This window comes from Labrenzia sp. CP4, assembly GCF_001579905.1.
Lineage (GTDB): Bacteria > Pseudomonadota > Alphaproteobacteria > Rhizobiales > Stappiaceae > Roseibium > Roseibium algicola.
Genome location: NZ_CP011927.1, coordinates 1,610,825 through 1,636,814, shown reverse-complemented (window position 1 = coordinate 1,636,814; position 25,990 = coordinate 1,610,825). Strand labels below are relative to the sequence as shown.

Annotated in this window: 27 protein-coding genes and 1 pseudogene; 20 read left to right on the top strand and 8 right to left on the bottom strand. The window is 60.1% G+C overall.

The genetic code is table 11. The features are described 5' to 3' along the window. Positions 1-52 precede the first annotated feature (52 nt). The 6 genes from uvrC (at position 53) to mscL (ending at position 7,880) form a co-directional block, all read left to right on the top strand. Complete coding sequence (gene uvrC, locus ACP90_RS07540; protein WP_062491443.1) at positions 53-2,032, top strand: excinuclease ABC subunit UvrC; 1,980 nt, start codon at positions 53-55, stop codon at positions 2,030-2,032. A 60-nt stretch (positions 2,033-2,092) separates the two neighbouring features. Then, positions 2,093-3,649, top strand: a complete 1,557-nt coding sequence (locus tag ACP90_RS07535) for a tetratricopeptide repeat-containing sulfotransferase family protein (protein WP_145915724.1) — start codon at positions 2,093-2,095, stop codon at positions 3,647-3,649. A gap of 140 nt (positions 3,650-3,789) precedes the next feature. Further along, positions 3,790-5,349 (top strand): tetratricopeptide repeat-containing sulfotransferase family protein, encoded by a 1,560-nt coding sequence (locus ACP90_RS07530; RefSeq protein ID WP_062487677.1) that lies wholly within the window; start codon positions 3,790-3,792, stop codon positions 5,347-5,349. Positions 5,350-5,431: 82 nt separating this feature from the next. After that, complete coding sequence (locus ACP90_RS07525; RefSeq protein WP_062487675.1) at positions 5,432-6,535, top strand: endonuclease/exonuclease/phosphatase family protein; 1,104 nt, start codon at positions 5,432-5,434, stop codon at positions 6,533-6,535. Positions 6,536-6,664: 129 nt separating this feature from the next. Continuing rightward, the gene (locus ACP90_RS07520) at positions 6,665-7,243 is read left to right on the top strand and encodes a thymidine kinase (protein WP_022998058.1); all 579 of its coding nucleotides are present in this window, start codon (positions 6,665-6,667) and stop codon (positions 7,241-7,243) included. Positions 7,244-7,436: 193 nt separating this feature from the next. After that, positions 7,437-7,880, top strand: a complete 444-nt coding sequence (gene mscL / locus ACP90_RS07515) for a large conductance mechanosensitive channel protein MscL (protein WP_055656740.1) — start codon at positions 7,437-7,439, stop codon at positions 7,878-7,880. Between the two features lie 29 nt (positions 7,881-7,909). On the opposite strand, the gene ACP90_RS07510 is transcribed toward mscL, so the two are convergent. After that, on the bottom strand, positions 7,910-8,863 hold the full coding sequence (locus ACP90_RS07510) for a helix-turn-helix domain-containing protein (protein WP_145915723.1): 954 nt from the start codon (positions 8,861-8,863) through the stop codon (positions 7,910-7,912). A gap of 124 nt (positions 8,864-8,987) precedes the next feature. On the opposite strand from ACP90_RS07510, the gene ACP90_RS07505 reads away from it, so the two are divergent. The 8 genes and pseudogenes from ACP90_RS07505 to ACP90_RS07470 all read left to right on the top strand — a co-directional run bounded on the left by ACP90_RS07505 (position 8,988) and on the right by ACP90_RS07470 (position 14,747). Beyond that, the gene (locus ACP90_RS07505; protein WP_055655853.1) at positions 8,988-10,013 is read left to right on the top strand and encodes a carbon-nitrogen hydrolase family protein; all 1,026 of its coding nucleotides are present in this window, start codon (positions 8,988-8,990) and stop codon (positions 10,011-10,013) included. Between the two features lie 167 nt (positions 10,014-10,180). Next, the gene (locus ACP90_RS07500; protein WP_022998062.1) at positions 10,181-10,552 is read left to right on the top strand and encodes a winged helix-turn-helix domain-containing protein; all 372 of its coding nucleotides are present in this window, start codon (positions 10,181-10,183) and stop codon (positions 10,550-10,552) included. A 71-nt stretch (positions 10,553-10,623) separates the two neighbouring features. Further along, positions 10,624-11,415, top strand: coding sequence for a molybdate ABC transporter substrate-binding protein (gene modA / locus ACP90_RS07495; RefSeq protein WP_062487671.1), 792 nt, complete (start codon positions 10,624-10,626; stop codon positions 11,413-11,415). A gap of 185 nt (positions 11,416-11,600) precedes the next feature. Then, the gene (locus ACP90_RS07490) at positions 11,601-11,891 is read left to right on the top strand and encodes an HlyU family transcriptional regulator (RefSeq protein WP_022998064.1); all 291 of its coding nucleotides are present in this window, start codon (positions 11,601-11,603) and stop codon (positions 11,889-11,891) included. A gap of 102 nt (positions 11,892-11,993) precedes the next feature. Continuing rightward, positions 11,994-12,567 (top strand): annotated as a pseudogene (gene pgsA / locus ACP90_RS07485) (CDP-diacylglycerol--glycerol-3-phosphate 3-phosphatidyltransferase). Positions 12,568-12,610: 43 nt separating this feature from the next. Continuing rightward, the gene (gene moaD / locus ACP90_RS07480; protein WP_062487668.1) at positions 12,611-12,862 is read left to right on the top strand and encodes a molybdopterin converting factor subunit 1; all 252 of its coding nucleotides are present in this window, start codon (positions 12,611-12,613) and stop codon (positions 12,860-12,862) included. 3 nt (positions 12,863-12,865) lie between these two features. Next, positions 12,866-13,327 carry a molybdenum cofactor biosynthesis protein MoaE gene (locus tag ACP90_RS07475; RefSeq protein WP_055655859.1) on the top strand — a complete coding sequence of 154 codons (462 nt, stop codon included), beginning with the start codon at positions 12,866-12,868 and terminating at the stop codon, positions 13,325-13,327. Between the two features lie 196 nt (positions 13,328-13,523). Beyond that, positions 13,524-14,747 (top strand): multidrug effflux MFS transporter, encoded by a 1,224-nt coding sequence (locus ACP90_RS07470; RefSeq protein ID WP_286145761.1) that lies wholly within the window; start codon positions 13,524-13,526, stop codon positions 14,745-14,747. Between the two features lie 24 nt (positions 14,748-14,771). Here ACP90_RS07470 and ACP90_RS07465 read toward each other — a convergent pair whose 3' ends face one another. Beyond that, positions 14,772-15,848 (bottom strand): alcohol dehydrogenase family protein, encoded by a 1,077-nt coding sequence (locus ACP90_RS07465; protein WP_062487664.1) that lies wholly within the window; start codon positions 15,846-15,848, stop codon positions 14,772-14,774. Between the two features lie 80 nt (positions 15,849-15,928). Here ACP90_RS07465 and ACP90_RS07460 point away from each other — a divergent pair, with 80 nt between their 5' ends. After that, a complete protein-coding gene (locus ACP90_RS07460; RefSeq protein WP_235814890.1) occupies positions 15,929-16,456 on the top strand; it encodes a TetR/AcrR family transcriptional regulator in 528 nt (175 codons plus the stop codon). A gap of 50 nt (positions 16,457-16,506) precedes the next feature. On the opposite strand, the gene ACP90_RS07455 is transcribed toward ACP90_RS07460, so the two are convergent. Next, entirely contained in the window at positions 16,507-17,409 is a 903-nt protein-coding gene (locus tag ACP90_RS07455) for a branched-chain amino acid aminotransferase (RefSeq protein WP_022998071.1), read from the bottom strand. Positions 17,410-17,655: 246 nt separating this feature from the next. Between ACP90_RS07455 and ACP90_RS07450 the strand changes: the two genes are divergently transcribed. From ACP90_RS07450 to ACP90_RS07435, 4 genes are all read left to right on the top strand, one after another. Further along, complete coding sequence (locus ACP90_RS07450; protein ID WP_201030455.1) at positions 17,656-18,222, top strand: MarR family winged helix-turn-helix transcriptional regulator; 567 nt, start codon at positions 17,656-17,658, stop codon at positions 18,220-18,222. A 34-nt stretch (positions 18,223-18,256) separates the two neighbouring features. After that, entirely contained in the window at positions 18,257-18,955 is a 699-nt protein-coding gene (locus ACP90_RS07445; protein WP_022998074.1) for a response regulator transcription factor, read from the top strand. A 71-nt stretch (positions 18,956-19,026) separates the two neighbouring features. Further along, a complete protein-coding gene (locus tag ACP90_RS07440) occupies positions 19,027-20,361 on the top strand; it encodes an ATP-binding protein (protein WP_208984330.1) in 1,335 nt (444 codons plus the stop codon). Positions 20,362-20,594: 233 nt separating this feature from the next. Beyond that, entirely contained in the window at positions 20,595-21,929 is a 1,335-nt protein-coding gene (locus ACP90_RS07435; protein WP_062487660.1) for an 8-oxoguanine deaminase, read from the top strand. A gap of 40 nt (positions 21,930-21,969) precedes the next feature. On the opposite strand, the gene ACP90_RS07430 is transcribed toward ACP90_RS07435, so the two are convergent. Together ACP90_RS07430 and ACP90_RS07425 are read right to left on the bottom strand one after the other, a co-directional pair. Next, positions 21,970-22,311: a tRNA-binding protein gene (locus ACP90_RS07430; protein ID WP_022998077.1), complete on the bottom strand. Its 342-nt coding sequence runs from the start codon at positions 22,309-22,311 to the stop codon at positions 21,970-21,972. A 70-nt stretch (positions 22,312-22,381) separates the two neighbouring features. Next, positions 22,382-23,080 carry a TetR/AcrR family transcriptional regulator gene (locus tag ACP90_RS07425; RefSeq protein WP_055655868.1) on the bottom strand — a complete coding sequence of 233 codons (699 nt, stop codon included), beginning with the start codon at positions 23,078-23,080 and terminating at the stop codon, positions 22,382-22,384. 367 nt (positions 23,081-23,447) lie between these two features. Between ACP90_RS07425 and ACP90_RS07420 the strand changes: the two genes are divergently transcribed. Then, the gene (locus ACP90_RS07420; protein ID WP_062487658.1) at positions 23,448-23,921 is read left to right on the top strand and encodes a ferritin-like domain-containing protein; all 474 of its coding nucleotides are present in this window, start codon (positions 23,448-23,450) and stop codon (positions 23,919-23,921) included. A gap of 108 nt (positions 23,922-24,029) precedes the next feature. Here the strand turns inward: ACP90_RS07420 and proC are convergent, their stop codons facing one another. The 3 genes from proC to ACP90_RS07405 form a co-directional block, all read right to left on the bottom strand. Beyond that, complete coding sequence (gene proC / locus ACP90_RS07415; protein ID WP_022998081.1) at positions 24,030-24,848, bottom strand: pyrroline-5-carboxylate reductase; 819 nt, start codon at positions 24,846-24,848, stop codon at positions 24,030-24,032. Then, positions 24,845-25,345, bottom strand: coding sequence for a YbjN domain-containing protein (locus tag ACP90_RS07410; protein ID WP_022998082.1), 501 nt, complete (start codon positions 25,343-25,345; stop codon positions 24,845-24,847). Before ACP90_RS07410 ends, proC begins: the two co-directional genes overlap by 4 nt. Before the next feature lie 348 nt (positions 25,346-25,693). Next, positions 25,694-25,960, bottom strand: coding sequence for an accessory factor UbiK family protein (locus ACP90_RS07405; protein ID WP_022998083.1), 267 nt, complete (start codon positions 25,958-25,960; stop codon positions 25,694-25,696). Positions 25,961-25,990 lie beyond the last annotated feature (30 nt).

Sequence of the window (25,990 nt, the reverse complement as noted above, 5' to 3'; positions counted from 1 at the left end):
TTCGCCGCACCCGCCTCTTTCCCTATTGCCTTGCGCGGCTTAAATGTCTGGCATGCAGGACGATACTGATTCTGAAAAAAGCGCCGTATCCGCGCCGGAGACCGGCAATGCCCCCGCACGCAAGGGCGTCGAGGTCATTGCCGACGAGGTCAAGCGCCTGCCCAACGGGCCGGGCGTCTACCGGATGCTGGACGAAAACGGCGAGGTTCTCTACGTCGGCAAGGCCCGCAGTCTCAAGAAACGGGTCACCAGCTACACGCGCCTGCAGGGCCAGTCCAACCGGATCATGCGCATGATCCTGGCGACGGCGTCGATGGAATTCGTCGTCACCCAGACAGAGCCGGAAGCCCTGCTGCTGGAAGCCAACCTGATCAAGCGTCTTCGGCCACGGTTCAACGTGCTGCTGCGCGACGACAAGTCCTTTCCCTATATCCTGGTGACCGGTGACCATGAATCCCCCGCGATCGTCAAGCATCGCGGTGCCCGCAAGCGCAAGGGCGAGTACTTCGGACCCTTTGCCTCGGCAGGCGCGGTCGACCGCACCATCAATGCGCTTCAGAAAGCCTTTCTGATCCGGACCTGCTCGGACAGCTATTACGAAAACCGCTCCCGGCCCTGCCTGCAGTATCAGATCAAGCGTTGTGCAGGCCCCTGCACCGGGGAAATCGATCCGGCGGATTATGCCGGCCTGGTGTCGGAGGCCAAGGCCTTCCTCTCCGGCCGCAGCCAGTTGATCAAGACCCAGCTTGCAAAGCAGATGGAAGCCGCATCCGCCGATCTGGAGTTCGAGCGCGCCGCCATCTACCGCGACCGCCTGTCGGCATTGTCGCACATTCAGGCGCATCAGGGCATCAATCCGCAGTCGGTCGAGGAAGCCGACGTTTTCGCCATCCACCAGGAAGGCGGCCAGACCTGCGTGCAGGTGTTCTTTTTCCGCACTGGACAGAACTGGGGCAACCGAGCCTACTTCCCCAAGGCCGACAAGTCCTTCGAGGAAGCCGATATTCTGGAAAGCTTCCTGGCGCAGTTCTATGACGACAAGCCCGCTCCACGTCAGATCCTGCTCTCCCACGAATTGAGCGAACAGGACCTTCTCGCGCAGGCGCTCTCAGAACGCACAGGCCGAAAGGTCGACGTCGCCTGCCCCAAACGCGGGGAAAAGAAGGAGCTGGTCGACCACGCACTGACCAATGCACGCGAGGCGCTCGGCCGCAGACTTGCGGAAACCTCCAGCCAGGCCTGTTTGCTGAAAGGCGTTGCGGAAGCTTTCGACCTGCCCCAACCGCCGCGCCGGATCGAGGTCTACGACAACTCCCACATCATGGGCACCAATGCGGTGGGCGGCATGATCGTTGCCGGCCTGGAAGGCTTCGCCAAGGGCCAGTACCGCAAGTTCAACATCAAGTCGGAAGATCTCGTCCCCGGCGATGACTACGGCATGATGCGCGAAGTGCTGACGCGGCGCTTCTCCCGTTTGTTGAAGGAACACGCCCGCGAAGACAGCAAACCGGAGGTGGTCGACCCAGCCCTCCAGGATACCGATGAGGGCGAACTGGAAACGGCGCCTGCCGATACCGGCGTACCGGCCTGGCCGGAACTGGTGCTCATCGACGGCGGCCAGGGCCAGCTGACCGCGGCCCGCGAGACGCTGGAAAGCCTCGGCATCACCGATGTCCCGCTCGTCGGCATCGCCAAGGGACCCGACCGGGATGCCGGACGGGAGAAATTCTTCATCCCCGGCCGGCAGTCCTTCATGCTGCCCGAGCGCGACCCCGTCCTCTATTTCGTCCAGCGCCTGCGCGACGAAGCGCACCGCTTCGCCATCGGCAGCCACCGGGCCCGCCGCAAGAAGGACATCACCAGGAACCCGCTGGATGAGATCGCGGGTGTTGGCCCGACGCGGAAGAAGGCCCTGCTGCGCCACTTCGGCACGGCCAAGGCCGTCTCCAAGGCAGGGGTCGACGATCTGGCCGCCGTGCCCGGCATTTCCGAGGCGATTGCCAAACTGGTCTATGACCATTTTCATGAATAGGACGTCCGGCCGGCGGGTCCTCCCGGCCAATGATTTTGCCAAAGCCAAGGAATTCTGAGAGTGTCAAACCCGTTGGAAGCCGCGCTTCGGTGCATCGACGCAAAGGATTACGGCATGGCGCTGGAGATCCTGACCGATCTCAATGCAGCCAATCCGCGCGATCCGCAGGTCAATCACTGGCTTGGTGTCATCTATCTGACCCACGGTCACGCATCCCGGGCAATCGAACATCTACAAGCTGCCGCGAAGGTCGCGAAGAAGGAAGCCGTCATCTTCGCTACACTTGCGGATGCCCTCACCCTCGACAACCGTTTCGAGGAGGCCCTGCCTTATGCGCGCAAGGCAGTCGCCCTTGACGCCAAGTCCGAATTCGCCCACCGCACCCTGGGCGAGATCTACGCAAGGCTGCGGCGGCCCGTCATGGCCGAACATGCCTTTCAAAACGCGCTTGCCATCAACGAGGCTTCGGCGATCGCGCATCTGGCGCTCTCGCGGCTGAAAGTCTCGCTCGGCAAGATGGACGAGGCCGAAACCCATTTCCGGCGCGCACTGGAACTGGCTCCCGAGGAACCCTCGGTTCTCATCAGTGCAAGGGACCTCTCCGACCTTTCACTGAAGAAAGAGGCGCTGGAAAAGATCGAGACCCTGCTGAACGATGTGGACCGGCCGATGGCGAAGGTCGAGCGGGCAAGGCTTGCCTTCACAGCCGGCAAGATCTGCGACGACACCGGCGACACACCCAAGGCCTTTCACTATCTCGGGCAGCATCGAAACGACCTTTACGGCCACTATGATGCCGACCGGCAGGAACGCCATTTCGAAACCTGCCGGGAAGTCTTCTCGAAACAGTTTTTCGAAGACCGCAAGGATTTTGCCCTCACCAGCGACAGACCCGTCTTTGTCTTCGGCATGCCGCGATCAGGCACCTCGCTGGTCGAGGCCATCCTGTCCGCTCATCCCAAGGCGACCGCCGCAGGTGAATTGAGTTTCTTTGACGAACAGGTTGATGGCCTGACGGAAGGCCACACCGGTGACAACGCCTTCTTCGACGCCGCCCTGGCCCTCGACCGCAAGAGCGCCCAGCGCATCGGCCGCAAGTACCTGACCCTGCTCGACGGTTTCAGCAAGAAAAGTGCCCGCGTGATCGACAAGATGCCGCAGAATTTCGAGCACCTCTGGCTGATTACCCTCCTGTTCCCAAATGCACATTTCTGCCATGTCAGCCGCAACCCGGCCGACACCTGCGTCTCCATCTACATGACGCCCCTGCCCGGCAAGCACGGTTACTGTGAAAGCCAGCAATCGCTCGCCCATTATTATGGCCAGTACAGAAAGCTGATGGCGCACTGGAGCACGGTGTTGCCGGTTGAGATCCGCAATCAGTCCTACGAGACCCTTGTCAGCGATCCGGATACGGAGCGCCCCGCACTGATTAGTCACGCCGGGTTGGCATGGGACGAGGCTTGCCGCCATCACGAAAGCAATGAGGCGCAGGTCTTCACCTTCTCCATGGCCCAGGTCAGGCAACCCATACATACTGGGGCCGTGAACCGTTTCGAAAAGTACCGGGATCACATTGGCCCGCTGCTCGAAGGACTTGCAGAGATCGAAACCTGACACCGGAGGGTTGCATCTTCAGGCTGGTTTATCACAAGCTGTAGCGACAAACCGGCACCCGGCGCGTCTTTCGCGCCTCTTTTGGAAACGGGTGTGTTCGCGAGACCAGCCGCTTGTGCGGTGCAGACCACCGGACAAAGATGCACCCAGATCCGACCGAACAAGCTTTTGCTCTTCTTCAAGCTGGACAATTCGACCGCGCTCAGGCGCTTCTGGAGGCAGTGCTCCAGAACGATCAGCGCAATGCCCGCGCACGGTATGGCCTGGGCATCGCCTGCCTTTCCTTCGGCCGGACCGCGCAGGCGATCCCGCATCTGGAAGAGGCCGCAAAAGGCGCGAAAAAGGAAGCAGTGGTTCACACCACACTCGCAAGTGCGCTCAACATCGAGAGGCGCAGTGAAGACGCACTGCCTCATGCGCGCAAGGGGGCGTCGCTCGCACCGGGGTCTGAATACGCGCAACGCGTCCTTGGTGAAGTCTACGCCGATCTCCGGCGCTCCGGACTTGCCCGGCAGGCCTTCGAGCAGGCTCTGAAGGCCGATCCGCAGTCGCCACGTGCTCATCTGGGCCTCTTCGAACTGGAAATGACACTCGGCAATCGGGAGATTGCTGAAAACCATATTCGCATCGCTTTCACAGAGGCCCCTTCCGACCCCGCAATCCTGACCGCGGCTGCCAAGGTTCAGGACGAAACTCTCAAGGCGAGTGTCCTTGACGGAATTGAACGGCATCTTGCGAACCTGCCACAAGGCGCCGCAACCGCCGAAGTCACCCGTCTTGCGTTTGCCGCAGGCAAGATCTGCGACGCCGCAGGCGACACCGGCAAGGCATTTTCCTTTTTCGACGGATACCGGACGGGCCTTTACCCCGCCCACGATCCGGGCGTGCAGAAAGCCTTCGCGGAAACCTGCAAGGCCATCTTTAACCGGGAGTTTTTCGAACAACGGAAGGACTGGGCGCTTTCAAGTGACAGGCCGGTTTTCGTTTTCGGCATGCCTCGCTCCGGCACGACCCTGGTCGAGCGGATCATCGGCCGGCACCCCGCTGCACGGGCCGCAGGGGAGCTTCAGTTCATCCCCGATCGGATTCATGATCTGGCGTCCGGCCGGATACACGACCCGCGCCTCTTTGAGGCAGCCCGTCAGATGACACGGCAGGAGGCTCAGCGCATCGGCCGCCGCTATCTCTCCCATCTGGAGGATATCGACAAGAGAGCACACCGTGTAATCGACAAGATGCCTCACAATTTCGAAAACCTCTGGCTTCTCGCCCTTCTTTTTCCCAACGCCAGTTTCGTGCATGTGACGCGGACCGCGGAAGACACCTGTCTTTCGATCTACATGACGCCGCTACCGCCGCATCATTCCTACAATGAGAGCCAGGCTTCACTCGGTCGCTATTTCAATCTCTACCGTGATCTGATGGCCCACTGGTCAGAAGTTCTGCCGGTTGCCTTGAGGCATCAGTCCTATGAAAGCCTTGTCAGCGACAATGAGACGGAAAGTCAGGCCCTGCTCGCCCATACCGGCCTGGACTGGGACGACGATTGTCTGAAGCCCCCTGATGAGACCACCCAGATCTTCACCTTCAGCCGAGAGCAGGCACGCCGACCTGTCTATGGCTCGTCCGTCGGGCGCTGGAAGGCTTATCAAGCGCATATTCAGCCGCTGCTGGCAGCGCTCGAGGCAAAGGCGAACTGACTTTGCGGCAAAACAGGTCGCACCTTCCGCACAGTCCGTGCTAAGCACAGCCGCCTTCTCATGAAATCGGACCCAGGCTGCCATGTTTCGAAAGCCCCAGGCTAAACCGCGTTCCCTGATCCATAGCGTATTATCCCTGATCGGCTGGTGCGGCAGCCTTGGTGCCATTGCAGTCAGTGTGCTCGGCCTGCTTGCCTTTCTGGCACCGGACGTCTGGCTTGCGGACAACATGAGCTTCTTCCTGCGACAGTTTCTGGCCGCAGGCCTGGCTGGGTGTCTTGGCGGCGCGGCCGGTTTCCTCGTTCGCCACCGGCTTCGTCTGCTGTACCGGTTGACCTGGTTCGTGGCCGTGATCGCCTTTCTCAGCCTGGCCGGGTTCACCGGAGCTCGCACGCTTGCCAACACCAAGCCCCTTGGTCCCGCCGCGCCGGGAGACCGTCCGCTCAAGATCGTCTCCATCAACCTTGAACACCTGTTTCTGGGGGACAAGGTCTTGCAGGCCTTTTTGGAAAAGGAACAGCCTGATGTCGTGGTGTTTCAGGAAGTGCTGTGGTGGCTTCAGGAACGCCGCTGGCAACGTTTAGGGCTGCCGGCCGGCGGTGCCGGCAAGAACGGATTTCCCGAATACCTGAAGGTCGGAGACCTGGGCGGCCTGGCGGTCTATTCCCGCTTTCCGCTGACGTCGGAAGAAACCCGTGTCATCTCTGGCGATGTCCCTCCCGGGGCCAATGTCTATTACGATGGCGACAGGGAACTGCTGTCGCTCTCCGTCGACACCGGCTCGGCTCCGCTGCATCTCCTGGTCATTCATCCGGACAGCCCACGTTCGAAGATCCGCTGGGAGAACAAGCGCCGCTATTTCGACGAGGCCGATAACGTCATCGATACCTTGAAGGCCGACAACGGCAGCAACATTGTGGCGATCGGCGACTGGAACAGTTCACCCTGGTCTGCCCGGTTCCAGCAGACACTGACACGAAACGGGCTGAAGACGGCCTATCCGGACGGATGGCCACAGACGACGCGCTTCTTCTTCGACTACAGCCTGCACTGGATCCTCGGTGCGCCTGTCGACCAGTTCGCTGTCTCCGGGGACATCCAGATCGTCAACGTTTCGCTTGGCCCCGATATCGGTTCCGATCATTTGCCGCTGATCGTGGAGATCGCCCAGACGCCGACCAACTGACTTCGGCGACCTGCGCCCGGCACCTGAAAATTGCGACATTGCCTGTGACTTCAACCGGAAAGTGTTTGAGGCTCCGGGTGGTTTCCTGAAAACTGCCCGCAACTTCAAGACCGATTCCCAAAGTTCCGCATGGCCAAGCTCTATTTCAACTACTCCTCGATGAACGCCGGCAAGTCGACCGTGCTGTTGCAGGCCGCCTATAACTACGAGGAGCGCGGGATGAACACGCTGCTCCTGATCGCCGCGTTCGACGACCGGGGCGGAAAGGGCCGGATCGCATCGCGTATCGGGTTGGGAGCGGATGCCGATGTCTTCAACTCGGCTGACAACGTCTTTGATCACATACTGCGCGCCGACGAAGCGAAGAAGGTCGACGCGGTCTTCGTCGATGAAGCCCAGTTTCTGACGGAAGACCAGGTCTGGCAGCTCGCCCGGGTGGCCGACACGCTGCGCATTCCGGTGATGTGCTTCGGCCTCAGAACGGATTTCCAGGGAAAGCTCTTCCCCGGCAGCGCCGCCTTGCTGGCGCTTGCGGATAATCTGAAGGAAATCAAGACCATCTGCTGGTGCGGACGCAAGGCAACCATGGTTGCCCGGTTGGATGCGGACGGCAAGATCGTCGAGGAAGGCGACCAGGTCGTTATTGGTGGCAATGACAAGTATGTCTCGCTCTGCCGCCGTCACTGGAGCGAGCGGAAGCTGGGCTGATCGCCACTTTCCGTTCGGAACCTTTCAGCACCGCACCTCGGACTGGTCGCAGTGCCCTCACTTTGTGATGGACAAAGCCCCCCAGAGCAGGATTATCGGTTTTTCTGACGAGAAGCCCCGCCGCAGCCCAATTCGTTGAAGGTGCTACCGCGCGCACTCTGGTCAGCGATCCGAAGACTTTTGGGGTATGCATATGATCAAGGAATTTCGCGACTTTATCGCCAAGGGCAACGTCATGGACCTTGCCGTCGGCATCATCATCGGCGCAGCATTCACCGCCATCGTCACCAGCCTGGTCAATGACCTGATCAACCCGATTATCGGGCTCATCATCGGCGGCATCGACTTCACCTCCATGTATGTCGTTCTGTCCGGGGAGGTTCCTGCCGGCACCGGTCTTGCCGCCGCTCGTGAGAGCGGGGCCGCCGTTTTCGCCTATGGCGCCTTTCTGACGTCCTGCATAAACTTCATGATCATCGCGTTTGTCGTCTTCATGCTTGTGAAGTCGGTCAACCGGATCAAGTCCATGGCTGAAAAGCCGGACGACGTCGAGCCTGAGGTCAAGACTGGCCCGTCGGAAATCGACGTCCTGATCGAAATCCGCGACGAGCTTAAGTCAGCCAAGGCCTCTTCCTGATTTAACCCTCGCGGGACACTTTACCGCGATTACTCTTCCTCGCCCCGGTACTGCCGGGGCGAACGGCCAAAAGCCTTGCGAAACAGTGTCGAGAAATGCTGCAGATTGTTGTACCCGCAGCGCATCGCGATTTCACTGATCGACATCGCTGCAAATCTCGGGTCATGCAGCGCCGCTGCAACGACCTCCAGCCGTTTCTGCCGGATTTCGCCTGCGATCGAAGACCCTTCGCACTGGAAGATCGCGTTGAGACGCCGTACCGACAGTCCGGCGGCCGACGCCACCTGGTTCCGGTCCAGCTCCGGATCGTGAATGCGGCGCGCAATGCAGCGGCGTGCCCTGAGCAGGATCTGACGATCGAACGACGAAAGCGCCAGCTCGCTCTTGCGGCTGCCCGCCAGTCCGGTCGCCACAAGGTCCAGAAGTGTTTCCTGAAGCGTTGAGGCAAACACTGGAGAGCCGCTGTTCAGGTGGGCTGAAAACGCCAGGATGCTCTCCCGCACAAGACGGCCGATGTCGCTTTGCCCGTCGATCCAGGTTCCGCCGAGCGTCTCGGCAAATGGCAATCGGGAGAGCAGACTTGCCTTCGAGAACTGCAGGACCGTTTGCGAGAAGGGTTCCGTCAGATCCAGACAATAGGGCTGGGTGCTGTCATAGACCACCATGTCGCCGGGACGCAGCACCGATGTCTTTCCGAATTGGGTCAGACGCGAGGAGTTTGCGGTCTGCAGGCTGACGAGGAAATCGGCTTCCGACGCCGACCGAATGTCGCTCGGACGCCGCACCACCCTGTGGGCTGTCCCGGACACTCTGGAAACGGACAGGGCCGAATGGCGCTCGATATCCAGACTGCCGACGAAACCGGGGCCCTCGCCTGCTTCACAGCCCAGCTGGACATAAGAGTCACAAACCGCTTCCCGCCAATAGGCGAAGCGATCGCGCGGGGCGATGTCCACTGTGCTGTATGAGGCCTGGCCGCTCATATCCGTTTCCGTGTTCGACGGGTCGATTTTCGGCAGTCTGCCCAAAAACGCAAGTTTTTTGGCTCAGGGGCAAAAGTAATCTCTTCGTCACTCCGGCAGGCTGGGAGGCCTAGGAGGACATCACATGACCAAGCAATTCAAAGTCGCAGCCGTCCAGGCTGCCCCCTGTTTTCTCGATCTTGATGCCGGCATCGACAAGGCCGTGCGCCTGATCGAGGAAGCTGCGTCAGCCGGTGCCAGACTGGTCGCCTTCAGCGAAACCTGGCTGCCCGGTTATCCAAACTACATCTGGCTCGGCCCCGTCGCCTGGCAGATGCAGTTTGCCGGACGCTATTTCGAAAATTCCATCGTCGCCGGTTCGGACCATGAAAAGCGCCTGGCCGACGCCTGCCGGAAAAACAACATCCAGCTTTCCATGGGCTGCTCGGAACGTGACGGCGGCTCGCTTTACATAGCCCAATGGCATTTCGACGAGACCGGCACGGTCGTGAACCGCCGGCGCAAGCTGAAACCCACCCACGTGGAACGCACGGTCTATGGCGAAGGCGACGGCTCTGATCTTGCCGTGGTCGAAACCTCCCTCGGCCGCATTGGCCAGTTGGCCTGCTGGGAACACCTGCAACCGCTGTCGAAATACGCCATGTATGCCCAGAACGAGCAGATCCATTGTGCCGCCTGGCCCAATCTCCACCTCTACAAGGGCACGGCCTACGCCCTTGGCCACGAAGTCAATAACGCGGCGTCGATGATCTACGCGGTTGAAGGCGGTTGTTTCGTGCTTGCACCCTGCTCGCTGGTCACCAGGGACATCCAGGACGAGCTCTGCCAGGGCGATCCGGAAAAGGAAGCGCTATGCCCGCTCGGCGGCGGCTATACCCGCATCTACGCCCCGGACGGACAGGAAATCGGCACTCAGATCGCTCAGGACGAAGAAGGCCTCGTCTTTGCGGACATCGACCTCGGCATGATTGCCTTCGCCAAGGCAGCTGCCGATCCGGCGGGTCATTATGCCAAGCGGGACGCCACCAGACTGTTGCTCAACCGGAAGAAACAGCGCCCCGTTGTCGCCTTCGACGATGCTCCCGGCTGGGAAGATGCAAGCGAGCTTGCCACAGTGCGGCAGAGCCCAATGGAAGAGGCTGCCGAATAGACCAAACGAGCCGGTGCGCGGTACCTGCGCACCGGTCCGGGATTCCCCTGGTCTACCGTACGCTGAGCCAATCCGTCGGCGACGACCTCGCCGGCACACTTGGACAAACCCGCGGAACCGAAATTTGCGCCTTGTCCAGGCGTGGCCGGCAAGGTCAATATCGGCGCATGAGAGACGAAGACAGCAGTCCCCGGTTCCGCATCCGCCTCGTGTTCGGCCCGGACGAAATGATGGGCCCCGGCAAGGCCGAGTTGCTGGAACGCATTCAGCGCACCGGATCGATAGCGGCCGCGGGCCGTGAGATGGGCATGAGCTACAAGCGGGCCTGGCAACTAGTGGAAACACTCAATGCCATGTTCCGCTCCCCCCTCGTGGAACGCAGCCGCGGCGGTGCAAAAGGCGGTGGGGCGCAGATTACCGAGACCGGCCTCGCCGTTCTCGAGGAGTATCGCGCGATTGAACTGAAGGCGCGTGCCGCCGGAGACCCGCACATCGAAAAACTGAAAACCCTGCTGAGCGATATTCCCGACGGAATATAACGCTTGCCTTTTGGCAGCTTCGCCTGCGATATTCCCAAAGAAACATATCGCAATTTTGAGGAACCAGCTGCATGTCCAATTCCAGTCTCTTCGCCTGCTTGCGCTCTCTGGCTGGTGCGGCCTTTCTTGCAGGCCTTGCGGCTCAGACAACCACTGCGGCAGCAGGGGAAGTCACTGTTTTTGCCGCAGCAAGCCTGGCGGACGCCCTGGAAGAGATCGAACAGCGTTTCGAAGCAGCCACCGGACACGATCTGGTGATATCACTTGCGGGCTCTTCGGCGCTGGCGCGGCAGATCCAGCAGGGAGCACCGGCGGACATCTTCATCTCGGCGAATCCGGACTGGATGAATGTTCTGGAAAAGGACGGGCTGCTGGAGGCCGGCACCCGGTTCGACCTGTTGAACAATTCCCTCGTCCTGATTGCACATGGCCGTGAAGCAAAGCCACTCGATATTTCGGCCGATCTGAACCTCCCCGAAATTCTGGGCGACAACCGTCTTGCCATGGCTTTGGTCGATGCGGTGCCTGCAGGCATCTACGGCAAGGCAGCCCTGCAAAGCCTCGGGCTGTGGGACGATGCGGAACCAAAGGTAGCGCAGTCGGACAATGTCCGTTCCGCGCTTGCGCTGGTGGCAACGGGCGAAGCGCCCTACGGCATTGTCTATGCCACGGACGCCGTAGCAGAGGACAATGTGACTGTCGTTGGAACCTTTCCGGCAGAAAGCCATCCGCCAATTGTGTATCCGGTGGCGGATCTGGCAAATCGGGCCTCACCCGCGGAAGAAGAGTTTCTAGCTTATCTCCAGGGCCCCGACGCGCGCGAAGCCTTCGAACGTCAGGGTTTCGTCGTACTCGATCGCTAGGTCTTCAAGCCGGTCAACGCAGGAACGTCACGCCGCCGAACACGTAAGCAGGCCGGACGAGATGCCTCTGCGCCATCACCTTGCGCTGAAGAATGCAAATTCCCGCAAGCTTCTCCGGCCTCTCCCCTTGAAGCCCTTCCCCGCCCCTCGTAAAAGGGGGCAAATGAAACGGATTGAGGCCTCAGATGCTCGGCAAGATGTTCAAATCCCTTTTCGGCTCTTCCGGAGACGGCAACAAAGGCGCCTCTAAGGCAACGACGGTGGACTATGACGGTTACCTGATCGTCGCTCAGCCCCAGCTGTCGAACGGCCAATGGCAGGTCAGCGGCCGGATTGAAAAGCAGGTTGGCGAGACAACCAAGGTGCATACCTTCATTCGTGCAGACACGCTGCCGGACGAGGAAGCTGCGGCCAACGAGATGATCCGCAAGGCCAAATTGATGATTGACCAGGTCGGCGATAGCATATTCGATTGAGCAAGGACCGGATCTTCACCGGAAATGAATAGTCAGGGCGCTGCCGGGAACCCGTATCCCGGGCCGAGAGCGCCGGGTTCAGCCCGAAATCCGAAAGCCGACATGAAACGAAATATTGTCCTGAGCCTGCCCAATCTCCTCACCTATGGGCGCATATTGGCGGTTCCTGCGGTTGCGGTCTGTTTTTTATTTCGAAGGCAACACAGCTCGCTGGGTTGCGCTTGCGCTGTTCGTTCTGGCAGCGATCACCGATTTCTTCGATGGCTACCTGGCGCGGGCCTGGCAACAGCAGTCCGCGCTCGGGCGCATGCTCGACCCGATTGCCGACAAGCTGCTGGTGTCCGTCAGCCTGCTGATGCTGGCCGGTGACGGAACCATCTACGGCTGGACCATGATCGCGGCAATCATCATCCTGTGCCGGGAAATCCTGGTCTCGGGACTGCGCGAATTTCTGGCCGAACTGCAGGTCAGCGTTCCCGTTACCAAGCTTGCCAAGTGGAAGACCACCGTCCAGTTGATCGCTGTCGCCTTTCTGCTTGCTGGCCCGGCGGGCGACACCGTGTTCGCCTATACGACGCAAACAGGCCTCGTGGCACTTTGGCTCGCCGCCCTGCTTACCCTATATACGGGGTACGATTATTTCCGGGCCGGCATCGGCCATCTGATAACGGAATAGGTGCCTTCATTCCGGCCCTGACCGCACACCACCTGGAGGTTTCATGAACATCCGCTATTTCGCCTGGGTCCGTGAACGGGTCGGCGTCGAAGAGGAAACCATCGAGGTTCCGGCATCGGTTGCGACAGTTGCTGATCTGATCTCCCATCTGAAGACACTCGACGACAATCACGCCGCCGCGTTCGAGGAAGAAGACGCCATTCGCGTCGCACTTGACCAGATGCATGTGGAAACCGACGCTGTGCTTGGCGATGCCCGGGAAGTTGCTTTCTTTCCGCCCATGACAGGCGGCTGAACGATGTCCGCGACCCCGCTTGTCCGCGTCCAGGCAGAAGACTTCGACCTGCAGGCCGAAAGCCTTCGTCTTACAGAAGGACGCAAGGACGTAGGTGCGCTGGTTACCTTCACAGGTCTGTGCCGGGATGAAGCCGGAACCCTGGCGGCACTGGAACTGGAACACTACCCCGGCATGGCCGAAGCCGAATTGACCCGGATTGCCGGCGAAGCGGCAGAGCGCTGGCCGCTGACGGGCCTTACCGTGATCCACCGCTTCGGCAAGATCGCACCAGGACATAACATCGTTCTGGTGATCGCTGCCTCTTCCCACCGCCGGGCCGCGTTCGAGGCTGCCGACTTCCTGATGGACTACCTGAAAACCCGCGCCCCCTTCTGGAAGAAGGAACACCCTGCGGAAGGCGGCACCGGAGCCTGGGTGGAAGCGAAAACCGAAGACGACACGGACGCCGCACGCTGGACCTGAGCTGCACAAGCGAATAGTCTGCTATTGATTCAAGGCCGCTCTGCCGCTTCTTTCCCATTCTCAAGCTTTGCGGCTGCCCCGGCAGCCCACACATTTGAATTGGTCCGACCCCGTGAAACACGACAGTGAACCCTCCGGCACAGCCGCCGCAACGCCGGCGGCAGAAAAGGGTGCTTCAGGCTCTTCTTCCGAAGTTCTGCGCGAGCCAGGCATTCCCTTTGCCGAGTTTGTTGCCATCATCGCCATGATCATGGCGCTGAATGCCATGGCCATCGACGTCATGCTGCCGGCCCTGCCCGCGATTGGCGATGCACTCAACATCATTGAGGAGAACAACCGCCAGCTTGTGCTCCTGTCCTATCTGGTGGGTTTTGGCGGGGCGCAGCTCTTCTTCGGCCCGGTAACAGATGCGCTGGGGCGGCGCGGCATCCTGGTCGGCGGCCTCGCGCTTTACAGCCTTGCCAGTATCGGCGCCATCTTCGCGATGGATCTCGACACGCTTTTGATCGCGCGCGTCCTTCAGGGCATCGGCTGTGCGGCTGCCCGCGTCACGGCGCTTTCCGTCGTGCGCGATTGCTACACCGGCAGGCGCATGGGCAAGGTCATGTCACTGGTGATGATGGTCTTCATGGCCGTTCCCGTGGTCGCGCCCTCCATCGGCCAGGCAGTTCTCCTGATTGCCGGCTGGCACTGGATCTTCGCGCTTCTGCTCATTTACGGCGTCGCGATGATGATCTGGTCCGCCCTCAGGATGCCGGAAACCCTGGCGGTCGAAAACCGCCGCCCGATGGAAGTCTCCACCATCGTCAGCGCCTATATGACGGCTCTGACCACCCGCGTGAGCCTTGGCTACACCGTCGGCACCGCATTCATTTTCGGCGGCCTGTTCTCGTTCCTGGCCATGTCGCAGCAGATCTTTGTCGACATTTTCGGCCTTGGGACGCTGTTCCCGATCGTCTTCGCTGCCATTGCCATCACCATGGCCGGTGCGTCCTTCACCAACGCGCAGCTGGTGGAAGCCATCGGCATGCGGCGGCTCTCCCATGGGGCCGCGGTCGTCTACACCGCGCTCGGATTTATCGTGTGGATTCTGGCGTTTCTAGGTTTGGAGAACTTCTGGGCGTTCATGATACTGGCAACGCTGATCATGACCAGCTTCGGCTTCCTGGGTGCTAATTTCAATGCCATGGCCATGGAACCGCTCGGCGCCATCGCCGGAACCGCTTCCTCCGTCATCGGCACCATTTCGACGCTTGGCGGCGCGATCCTGGGGTACATCATGGGGCAGCTTTTCGATGGCACGACCCAGCCCCTTGGCCTCGCCTACACAGTCTATGGACTTTGTGCCATCGGCTGCATTCTCTACGCCGAGCGTGGCCGCATGTTCCACGCCATGCACGACAAGCAGTCCCAGGGCTGAGAATGAGATGTTGATGTCGGCGCCTCACGCGCCGACATCAATCGCGATTTTTCCGATGAAGGCTTTTTCCAGGAACTTTTCCTGCGCGGCACGCAGCTCGCGCAAGGGATAGGTTTCAGCGACCACCGGCCGGATCTCGCCCGCTTCGATGTAGGTCACCAGATCCTGAAACACGTTGTCCGGCTGATAGGTGCTTCCAAGAAGCGTAAGGTCACGCAGGTAAAGCGTCCGAAGATCCAGTTCCACAATCGGCCCGGCTATCGCACCCGATGTGACGTAGCGCCCTCTGTTGCAAAGCGCATCGATCAGCTTGCCCCAGGAAGCGCCGCCAACAAGATCCAGCACGACGTCAAAGGACTGTTGGAGCGGAACCGCGTCCCGATCCAGTGTTTCGTCGGCTCCAAGAAGCCGCAAGTCGGCTGCTTTTTCCCCGCTGGTAACCGCCGTGACATGCGCTCCCCGGCGCTTGGCAAGCTGGATCGCCGCAGAGCCGACCCCGCCGGACGCTCCTGTGATCAGCACACGCTCAGCCTTGACGCCAGCACGTTGCATCATTCCTTCAGCCGTGGAAAAGGCGCAGGGAAACGAAGCCAGTTCGACGTCACTCAGACGGGAGTTTATCGCAAGCGCATCGTGAGATCTTGCCGTTGCGTATTGTGCAAATCCACCGTTTGTCTCTGACCCGAAGGTCCAGATTGCAGGTTCCTGGCCATCTGCTTTGACAGTTTGGAGCGCCCGCACCAGAACCCGTTCGCCGATCCGGCTCGCCGGGACGCCTTCGCCAACCGCAACGATTTCACCACAACAATCGGCACCCTGAATATGCGGGAAGGACAAAGGCTTGCCGGACCAACTGCCATCCGCTCCGGTGTCGGCCAAATATCCGTCAGCCGCGCCGGAGGCGGTGTCGCCACGCACGGCCTTGGAATACCACCCCGTTCGGGTGTTCACATCGGTATTGTTGACCGAAGACGCACCGACACGGATCAGAACCTCGTTCTTCCCGGCCACGGGAACCGGCAGGTCCGTCCGCCAGACCAACTTCTCAAGTCCGCCGTGCCCCATCAGCACGACACCGCTCATCTTTTCGGGGATCGCCATACGCTTTCCTTTGGTAGAATGATCGTTCTACTTGTCACATGTAGAACGATCATTCTACATAGTCAAGCATGACCGACACCATGACCAGGATCGCTTCGGGACTTGAGCGGGCATTTGCCGAAAACGGCTTTGCCTCACCAAGCGTGGGAGATTTGAGAGATGCGGCGGGCGTAAGCCTTCGCACGCTGTACAAATACGTGCCGTCGCGGGAAGACATGGTCTACGCGGCCCTGGAGCATCGGCACCGGCGCTACCTGAAACTGGTGTTTGGCGACTTGCCGGCCGATCCGGAACAAGCTCTTGGAGAAATCCTCGACCGGGTCGCCAGCTGGATGGAAACCGAAACCACTAGGGGCTGCCTGTTCCATGCCGCTGTGGCATCTGCTCCCCATGACGAGAAGCTGTTTGATCTCCTGAAGGAACACAAGACACAGGTGGCCGGCCTCGCCGCCAGCGCAACAGGACTTGCGGGCTGTGAAATCGAACTCTCGCTTCTTCTGGAAGGTCTGACGCAGACCTGGCCGCTTCATGGCGACCGGTCGGTGGAACGCGCCAAGTTACTCGGCAAGCTCCTTTTGACTGCGCATTCCGACATCACCGCAAAATAAAAGGCGGGCCAATGCCCGCCTCTCTGGGTCCTCGCCGTGCGGCTGTTCTGTCAGCCTGCTGCGGCCTGCAGGGCCGGAGTTTGCGGACGCACAGCAGCATCATAGTCCTGCATCAGGGTCTTGATGATATCGCCGACCTGATAGGTATTTCCGGCAATCTCGGAAACCGGCGTCACTTCAGCGGCCGTTCCGGTAACGAAGCACTGTTCGAATTCCGGCAGCTCTTCCGGCATGATCACACGCTCGACAACCTCGATACCGCGGTCGCGTGCCAGTCCGATCACCGTCTGGCGGGTAATGCCGTTCAGGAAGCAGTCGGGCGTCGGCGTATGGATCTTGCCGTCCTTGACGAAGAACACGTTGGCGCCGGTCGCCTCGGCCACCTGACCGCGCCAGTCCAGCATCAGCGCATCGGTGTAGCCCTTGGCTTCCGCGGCATGCTTGGAGATGGTGCAGATCATGTAGAGACCGGCGGCCTTCGCCTTGAACGGTGCCGTTGCAGGCGCCGGACGGCGATATTCGGCCATATCCAGGCGAATGCCCTTCAGGCGCTCTTCCGGCTTGAAATAGCTCGGCCATTCCCAGGTGGCGATCGCCAGGTGAATGGTGTTGTGCTGAGCCGAAATACCCATCATCTCGCTGCCGCGCCAGGCGACGGGACGGATATAGGCATCGGTCAGGTTCATGCGCGCCAGGGTTTCTTCCTTGGCAGCGTTGATCTGTTCAGCAGTGTACGGGATCTCGAAACCGAGCATGCGCGCCGATGCAAGCAGGCGCTCCGTATGCTCTTCGGACTTGAAGATCCGGCCGCCATAAGCACGCTCACCTTCGAACACGCTGCTGCCGTAGTGAAGCCCGTGGCTGAGAACATGCAGTTTGGCTTCCGACCAAGGCACGAAAGTGCCGTCGTACCAGATATCACCACTGAGCTGATCAAAAGGCGTTCCAGCCATTTTTCATCTCCCGCTCGCTCTATGAGCGTTGTTTTGTTTTCTCTTTAACAGAGGCAAATGACGCCAAAGACTTGCGCCTTTTTTACCGCTGTATTTTTTGCACAGCACGCCAACTATCGGTATCCTGATGGCCGCGGCGACGATGATAGGATTCGTTTATCATCTGATGCGTGAAAATGCATCAAAAAGACCGATCATTTCGTTCGCGACCGGATAGAAGTAACAATCGACCAGAATTAAGTCAATATGACTGACGTAAATTTCAAACCGGACCAACCGCCCCTCAGACGGGATACGGACGAGGTTCGGCCCAGACAGCCCGAAGGGAACGATACGGATGGCGCCAACGCGCTGTCCTACGACCTTATCGAGCTTCTTTTTTTCGCATATCGCGACTTCACCGGTGACCCGGATGACGTACTGGCCAAGTACGAGTTCGGCCGCGCACACCACCGTGTTCTGCATTTTGTGGATCGCAATCCGGGGATCATGGTCACTGACCTTCTCGGCATTCTCCGGATCACGAAGCAGAGCCTTGGCCGGGTGCTCAAGCAACTGGTGGACGCGGGCATCATCGAGCAGCGCGAAGGCCATCACGACAGGCGGCAGAGACTGCTCTATACCACCGAACGCGGACACGCCCTTGCTGTGGACCTTACCAGCCTGCAGCAAAAGCGCCTTGAACGCGCCCTAATTGGATTGCCAGATGGCAGCGACGAAATTATCCGCAGGTTTCTGCTCCGAATGATCGACCCCGAAGCGCGGCCTCAGATCCTGCAGCTGATACGCAGTCTCTACGATCTGAAGGATTGACCGGCAGAGGTCACAAAAGGACGACAAAGCCGACATGAATGCCCAGGTGCCTGACGACAACGCCAACCACATTCTCCTGGTCGACGACGACAAGCGCATCAGGGACCTTCTGTCCAGGTTGCTCAAGGAGAACGGCTATCGTGTGACCGCCGCCGCCCATGCGGCCGAAGCCCGCACGTGCCTGTCCGGGCTGGAGTTCGACCTGATCATCCTCGATGTCATGATGCCGGGTGAGACCGGTCTGGAACTTGCTGTTTCCCTGCGCCAGGACTCTTCCGTCCCGATCCTGATGCTCACCGCGCGCTCCGAGGCCCCGGACCGGATCGCCGGACTGGAAGCCGGTGTTGATGATTACCTTTCCAAGCCGTTCGAACCGCGGGAACTGATGCTGCGCATTGCCGCGATCCTGCGCCGTGGCAACCAGCAGCCGGTTATTGTCAGCGAAGAGATCCGCTTCGGCCCGTTTTCGTTCAATTCTTCCCGGGGTGAACTCAAGAATGGCGAGGCCATGGTGCGCCTGACCGACAGGGAAAAGCAGATCCTGTCAATTTTCGCCGAGCAACCGGGCGCGACCGTTCCTCGCCACAAGATCGTCGGTGATGATAGCGGCCTGGGCGAACGGACGGTCGACGTCCAGATCAACCGGCTGCGCCGCAAGATCGAAACGGATCCGGGAAACCCGATCTACCTGCAGACGGTGCGCGGCATCGGATACAGGCTCGCGTGCGACTGAGCCGGAAACAAATGGCGAGACTCGACAGCTTCTTCCGGCTCGTTCCCCTGACGGTTCCCCTGAAACCGCTGATGGCGGTCTATCGTCAGGTCGCCAGGCTCATGTACCGGGTCATGCCGAAGGGCCTGTTCACCCGAACCTTCCTGATTATTGTCGCCCCCATCGTGATCCTGCAGTCGGTGCTCGTCTTCGTGTTCATGGAGCGGCACTACCAGCTTGTTTCGCGCAGGATGTCGGAAGCCGTGGTGCGCGAAATTGCGGCCGTGGTCTATGTTCTGGAGAACTATCCGCAGGATCCGGACTACGCCAACATCGAGGAACTCGCCTCGCGGGCACTCGGCATGTCCATGACGGTGACACCGCTTGAGCCCTTGCCCCCTCCGACGCCCAAACCTTTCTTCGACGTCATCGACCAGGAACTGAGCCAGGCGATCGGGCAGCGCATCGGCAAACCGTTTTGGATCGATACGGTCGGCCGGTCCCGCTTCGTCGAAATCCGCATCCAGTTGAAGGATTCCATCCTGCGTGTCTTCACAAGGCGCAGCCAGACCTACGCCTCCAATTCGCACATCTTCCTGGTCTGGATGTTCTCCACGTCGCTGGTTCTGGTGATCATCGCCCTGTTGTTCCTGCGCAATCAGATCCGCCCGATCGTGCGCCTTGCCAATGCGGCAGAGGCCTTCGGCAGGGGGCGGCCGGTGGAGAACTTTCGGGCCAGCGGCGCACGCGAAGTTCGCCAGGCGAGCCTTGCCTTCATCGACATGCGACGACGTATTGAGCGGCAGATCGAGCAGCGCACCACCATGCTTGCAGGTGTCAGCCACGATCTCAGGACCATTCTGACGCGTCTCAGGCTGCAGCTCGCGTTCCTCGGCGGCTCGCCGGAAAGCGAGGCGATGCGCAAGGATGTCGACGAGATGAGCCACATGCTCGAGGATTATCTGGCCTTTGCCAGCGGCGATGGCGACGAGGACATCCAGAAGACCGACCTGTCGCTGCTTCTGGAGGAACTGGAAGAAGAAGCGGAGATCTCGGGCCACGATGTAAGGACCCGGTTCGAAGGCGACCCGGAAGTCGAGATCCGGCGCCTGTCGATGAAGCGCTGCCTCTCCAACCTGGTCACCAACGGCTGCAAGTACGGCAACCGGGTGGAAGTACTCGGCCGGGTCGACAGAGGCTGGATCACCATCACCGTCGACGACGACGGCCCGGGCATTCCCGAAGACCAGCGCGAGATTGCCTTCAGGGCCTTCCACCGGTTGGATCTTGCTCGTAACATGGATGAAACCGGCAGCGGTCTCGGCCTTGCCATCGCCCGTGACATTGCCCGTGCCCATGGCGGCGATCTCTATCTCGAAGACAGTCCAATGGGCGGCTTGCGGGCACGGCTGCGTATCCCGGCATAGGAAAACTTTACTTTCCAGGCAGGAATTCGCCGCCATACTGGCCGTGAGACTTGCCTTTTCAGCCACCAGTTTGTTTCATTTGAAAGTCTTTCAAGGTGATTGAACACAATCGCCACCCAATTTCCGGTTGACTGGGCAAACATCAATTTTCTACCAAATGGCTTGCTGGTTCTTGCCCCCGTTTTCCACCAGCCGAGCGCATTCCGATGAGACGGGGATTTGAGGAATGCACCATGCCTGAAATTCTCCTGAAAAATGCTGATACCGTCCTCACGATGTATGACGACCGCCGGGAACTGTCGGCCGTCGACATTCGTCTGCGTGATGGCGTGATTGCGGAAATCGGCAAAGATCTGGAGACCTCCGGCGAAACGCTGTCCGCTCGTGGCTGCGTCGTGACACCCGGCCTTGTGAACACGCACCATCATCTCTACCAGAGCTTGACCAGAGCCGTTCCCGGTGGCCAGGACGCCCTGCTTTTCGGCTGGCTGCAGACCCTTTACCCGATCTGGTCCCGCTTCGGCCCGGAGGAAATGTTCGTTTCCGCGCAGACCGGACTTGCCGAACTGGCACTCTCCGGATGCACGCTCAGCTCCGATCATCTCTACCTCTATCCCAACGGGTCGCGGCTTGATGACACCATCGCCGCCGCAAGAGAGATCGGCCTTCGCTTTCACCCGACCCGCGGCGCCATGAGTATTGGCGAAAGCGACGGCGGCCTTCCGCCCGACAGTCTTGTTGAACGGGAAGCCAGCATTCTGGAAGATTCCATTCGCGTCGTAGACGCCTTTCACGACCCGTCAGAAGGCGCGATGGTTCGTGTCGGCCTTGCGCCTTGCTCACCCTTCTCGGTCAGCCGGGACCTGATGCGCGATGCGGCTCTGTTGGCTCGCGACAAGAAGGTTATGCTTCATACCCATCTTGCGGAAAACGATGAGGACATTTCCTACTCGCAGGAAAAATTCGGCTGCCGACCGGGTCAATACGCCGAGGATCTCGGCTGGACCGGGCCGGATGTCTGGCACGCCCATTGCGTCAAGCTGGATGATCGGGAAATCCGGTTGTTCGCCGGCAGCGGCACAGGCGTTGCCCATTGCCCCTGCTCCAACTGCCGGCTTGGCAGCGGCATTGCCCCTGTTCGCGCAATGCGCGACAACCGGGTGAAGGTTGGCCTTGGTGTTGACGGTTCGGCCAGCAACGATGCCGGCAACCTGGTCCTGGAAGCGCGCCAGTCGATGCTGCTGCAACGGGTGGCCAACGGTGCGGATGCCATGTCTGCTCGCGAAGCCCTGGAAATCGCGACGCGTGGCGGAGCCGATGTGCTCAACCGACCGGACTGCGGCCGGCTCGCCCTCGGCAAACGTGCAGATATCGCACTGTGGGATGTTTCCGGCATAGAAAGCGCGGGCAGCTGGGATCCGGCGGCCCTGCTGCTCGCCGGCCCGACACGCGTCAAACACCTGTTCGTGGAGGGCCGTCAGGTCGTCAACGACGGTCAGATCACCACGATCGACCTGCCGAGGGTGATCGAACGCCAGAACCGGCTTGCGCGAAATCTGCAACTCTGAAACGAGCTTGCCCCTGGAGACGGGGGTCAGGTGCGCAGGATCAGTAAAGCCGACCGCCGATCGGAACGTCCTTGGTCGGCGACAAAAGCACCACTTCGCCATCAGCATCCGGAACGCCGAGCGTCAGCACTTCGGACATGACGGGGCCAATCTGGCGCGGCGGGAAGTTGACCACCGCCATCACCAGCTTTCCGACCAGGGTTTCCGGCGTGTAGTGTTTGGTGATCTGTGCAGAGGTTTTCTTGATGCCGATTTCCGGACCGAAATCGATCTGCATCTTGTAGGCAGGCTTGCGTGCTTCGGGAAATTCCTCGGCCTTGATAACGCGGCCGACACGCACATCCACTTTCAGGAAATCGTCAAAACTGATCTGATCGCTCACGAAAACATTCCTTTTGTTCCGCGAGCGACCATGGACGGTCAGATGACTGTTCGCAAGGCCCGGGCAGCGCTCAGGCGCCTGCCGGGGCCTCTCCGCCGAGGTCTGTGTCTTCCCGGCCACTTTCCGCCCTGTCACCGCGGCGGCCAGAGCGTTCAGATGCCTTGCGGAAGAACGACCGGATGCCTTTTGCGACGCCGTCCAGCTTGTTCAGCCGCTTCATGAAGGACGTGCCCTTGTCCAGTTCCTTGTCGAGGCGCGCCATGGTGCGCGGCATGCCTTCGTCTTCCTCGTCCAGCCAAACGCCGATGACACGGGCAAAGGCAACGGAGAGACCCTGGGCAACGACGGTTGCCTTGACCCCGGAAACATCGATCCCGGCAGCGATCAGCATCCATTTCTGCGAGCGCACTTCAAGGGCGTTGAAGTCAAGCGCAAGGGCGGGATCCTTTCGCGCCGCCTTGTGGAGCGCACGCACGGCTTCCTTGTGTTCGGCCATGGCGTCTATGCGGCTCATCAGGATGTCGAACAGGCGATCGCGCGGGGGTTGGTCGCCCATATCCTCGTCGCGTTCGTCCAGAACAGCGGTGTCGATCTGTTCCAGGAAGGCGGCAACCAGCTTCAGCTTGGAGGCATAGGCGCTGCGCATTTCGGAAAGCTTGACCTTGGCCGTCTCGGCGATCAACGGCAGCGAGACGTCTTCATAAGGATGTTCCGACAACAGATCGAGAAAGGTCTTCAGGATCTTCTGCTTGGTCTTCGCGGTCGCCATTGCTGGCCCTCCTGTGTGTTTTCTGCCCTCAACATAGGATCGCAGATGCTTTCAGAAAAGGGCGGCCCGCTGCCGCAGGCTGTCGGAACGCCCCTCCAGGAACGCGGTTCTCAGGCAAATGCAGGCACCGAACAGGAACCAAACCGACTGGCACGGCGTTTCCTGAACTGACGGGCCTGAGACCGTTTACGGAGCGTCCGGAAGGACTCCCGGTCACCTTTCTCATGGCCTGTTCCGCCCGAGCGATCGGTTCCCCCACGCGAAGCCCCGTTGAAACGGAGCATCGCGCCGATCGTCTCCGGGTGGCTTTGACAGACCTTTGCCGAGCCCCGCCCCGGGCCAAGCGCATCTTGTGAAAGGACGCCCCATGAAAACGCTTGCCGATGCTTTCGAGCATACGCTTCAGGACATCTACTACGCCGAAAAAACCATGACCAAGACCATGCCGAAACTGCAGGAAGCTGCAAACGGAAAGAAACTGAAGGATGCGATCGGTGAGCATCTGGAAGAAACGAAATCCCAGGTCAAGGTTCTGGAACAGGTCTTCAAGTCGCTCGGAAAGAAGCCGGAAGGCGAGAAGTGCGATGCCATTGAAGGCCTTATCAAGGAAACCGACGGCATCATCAGCGAGGCGAGCGGCGCGGCCAAGAACGCAGCATTGCTGGCCGCCTGCCAGGCGGTCGAGCATTATGAGATCGCCCGCTACGGGACACTGCGCGAATGGGCCAAGGTCCTCGGCCACGAGGAGGCCCACGACTTGCTGACCGGCATTCTCGACCAGGAAAAGGCGGCAAACAGCAAGCTGACCAATCTTGCCGTTTCGACCATCAACGCGCAGTAACCGCGCCATGCGGCTCAAAGGCCCTTCGGCTTTCGGGCCAGGTAACCAAAAGGCCGCCGGAGTTCCGGCGGCCTTTTGTCTGATTAAACCCGTGTTGCCGGGATGACCTCAGCCGGCCAGCTCCCGCGCGCGTTTGACGGCGGCGGCAACCGCCTCGCTCATAACCGGCTGCAATCCTTCGGCGTGCATCAGCACGTCAAGCGCAGCAGCCGTCGTGCCGTTCGGGCTGGTAACGTTCTGGCGCAGGATGGAGGGATGTTCACCGGACTGGTGCATCAGCTCCCCTGCCCCGCACACCGTGGCAACGGCCAGCTCATGAGCTATCTCTTCGGGAAGCCCGGCCTGCTTGCCCGCTTCGCTCAAGGCTTCTGCAAGGAAGAAAACATAGGCTGGGCCCGAACCACTGACACCGGTCACCAGATCGATCTGGTCTTCGCTGTCGAGCCAGACCACCTTTCCGACCGCCGACAGAAGCTTGGTGACATCTTCGCGGGAAGAAGCGGAAACTGCCTCAGTCGGATACACCGCCGTGATGCCGCGTTTGACCATGGCCGGTGTGTTCGGCATGCAGCGGCAGATCGGCACCTTGCCGAAGTATTCCTCGAATTTGGCAACCGGAGTACCAGCCGCAATCGACAGCACGAGCGTGTCTGCAGCAACGGCAGACTTCAGCCCGGGCAGGACCTGGTCCATGAGCTGTGGCTTGATCGCCACCAGCACGATGCCAGCCGTAAGGTCATCCGGGACCGAAGTCACATGGCGGATGCCGTGTTTCTTGAGGAGGGCGTCCATCTCTTCGGAAAGACGCGGGTCGCTGACCACGATGGCGGCGGGATCGATCCCTTCCGCCATCCAGCCTGATAACATTGCCCCGCCCATCTTGCCGGCTCCGACAAGAAGGAAAGGCCGTTCCTTTGAAAAGCTCATGCTTCTCCTGCGGTTTCAAACAAGGCCGTATTCAACGCCTCGGCTGCCGAATGACCGGCCCAGACGACGAATTGAAAGGCTTGATAGAAACGTTCGCAGTTTTCAAGGGCATTTGTCAGCATTCCCTCGATCTGTGCCGAGGAGGCCTCCGCACCGCCCGCAAGAAGCAGCGACTGCCGGAACATCACCACGTTCTCCTTGTTCCAGAGATCGAAGTGGCCCATCCAGAGCTGTTCATTGACCAGTGCGAGCAGACGGACAACTTCCGTCTTGCGCAATTCGGTGACCTTGAGGTCAAAAGCGCAGGCAAGATGAAGGGCTTCGACTTCCTCCATCCACGAGAAGGAGACGTGGTAATCACACCAGCTCCCCTCCAGGGATATGGTGATCTCGTCTTCGTCCGACCTTTCGAACGTCCAGTCGTTCAAGGCGGCGAACGTCTCGATGGTGTCAACGGGATTACCAGGTCGCTCGAGTTCAAGCTCGATGAGGCTCATGTGCCTACTCCCCTTCTGAGCCGGGGGCCTTGAACCCGATCACGATAACCGGGCGGGCCGCCGGGAAAAGTCCCATGCCGGAGGAGCAAAACGCGTCCTGTTACGGCCCTTTTAGAAGGGAACCGGTTCCGTCTTGCTCCGACGAATCCCTGTTATCTTTCAGTATAGGAGCAGGATTGACTTAAGCGATACATACCAATTGAGCGAAAAAAGCCGAAACTTGTGGACGACTCAGCGGTATTTTTCATCACACTGCCCAAAATCAACGCAAACCCGCCATGTTCACGCGTCGTAATTCTGTCATCAACTATTAACAGAAAACGCTCACATCGACGTCAACAAATCGGGTTAAGCGTCTCCAGCAGCGCCGGATTCCGGATTTTCGAGTTTGGCGATCCGCGATTCGAGCTCGTCGATCCGGTCCAGAGCGCGCACTGCCATCTCTTTGACCGCTTCGTGCTCTTCGCGCGAAACCACGTCCATGTCGGACAGGAAACGCTCGGCCTGCGCACGGAAGGCGGTCTCCACCTCGCGGCGGGCACCCTGGGCAACACCGGCGGCGTCGGTCATCAGCTTGGCAAAATCATCGAGAAGACGGTTCGGGCCTTGGGTCATCGGACCCTCCTTGATCGGAAAAACATGCGA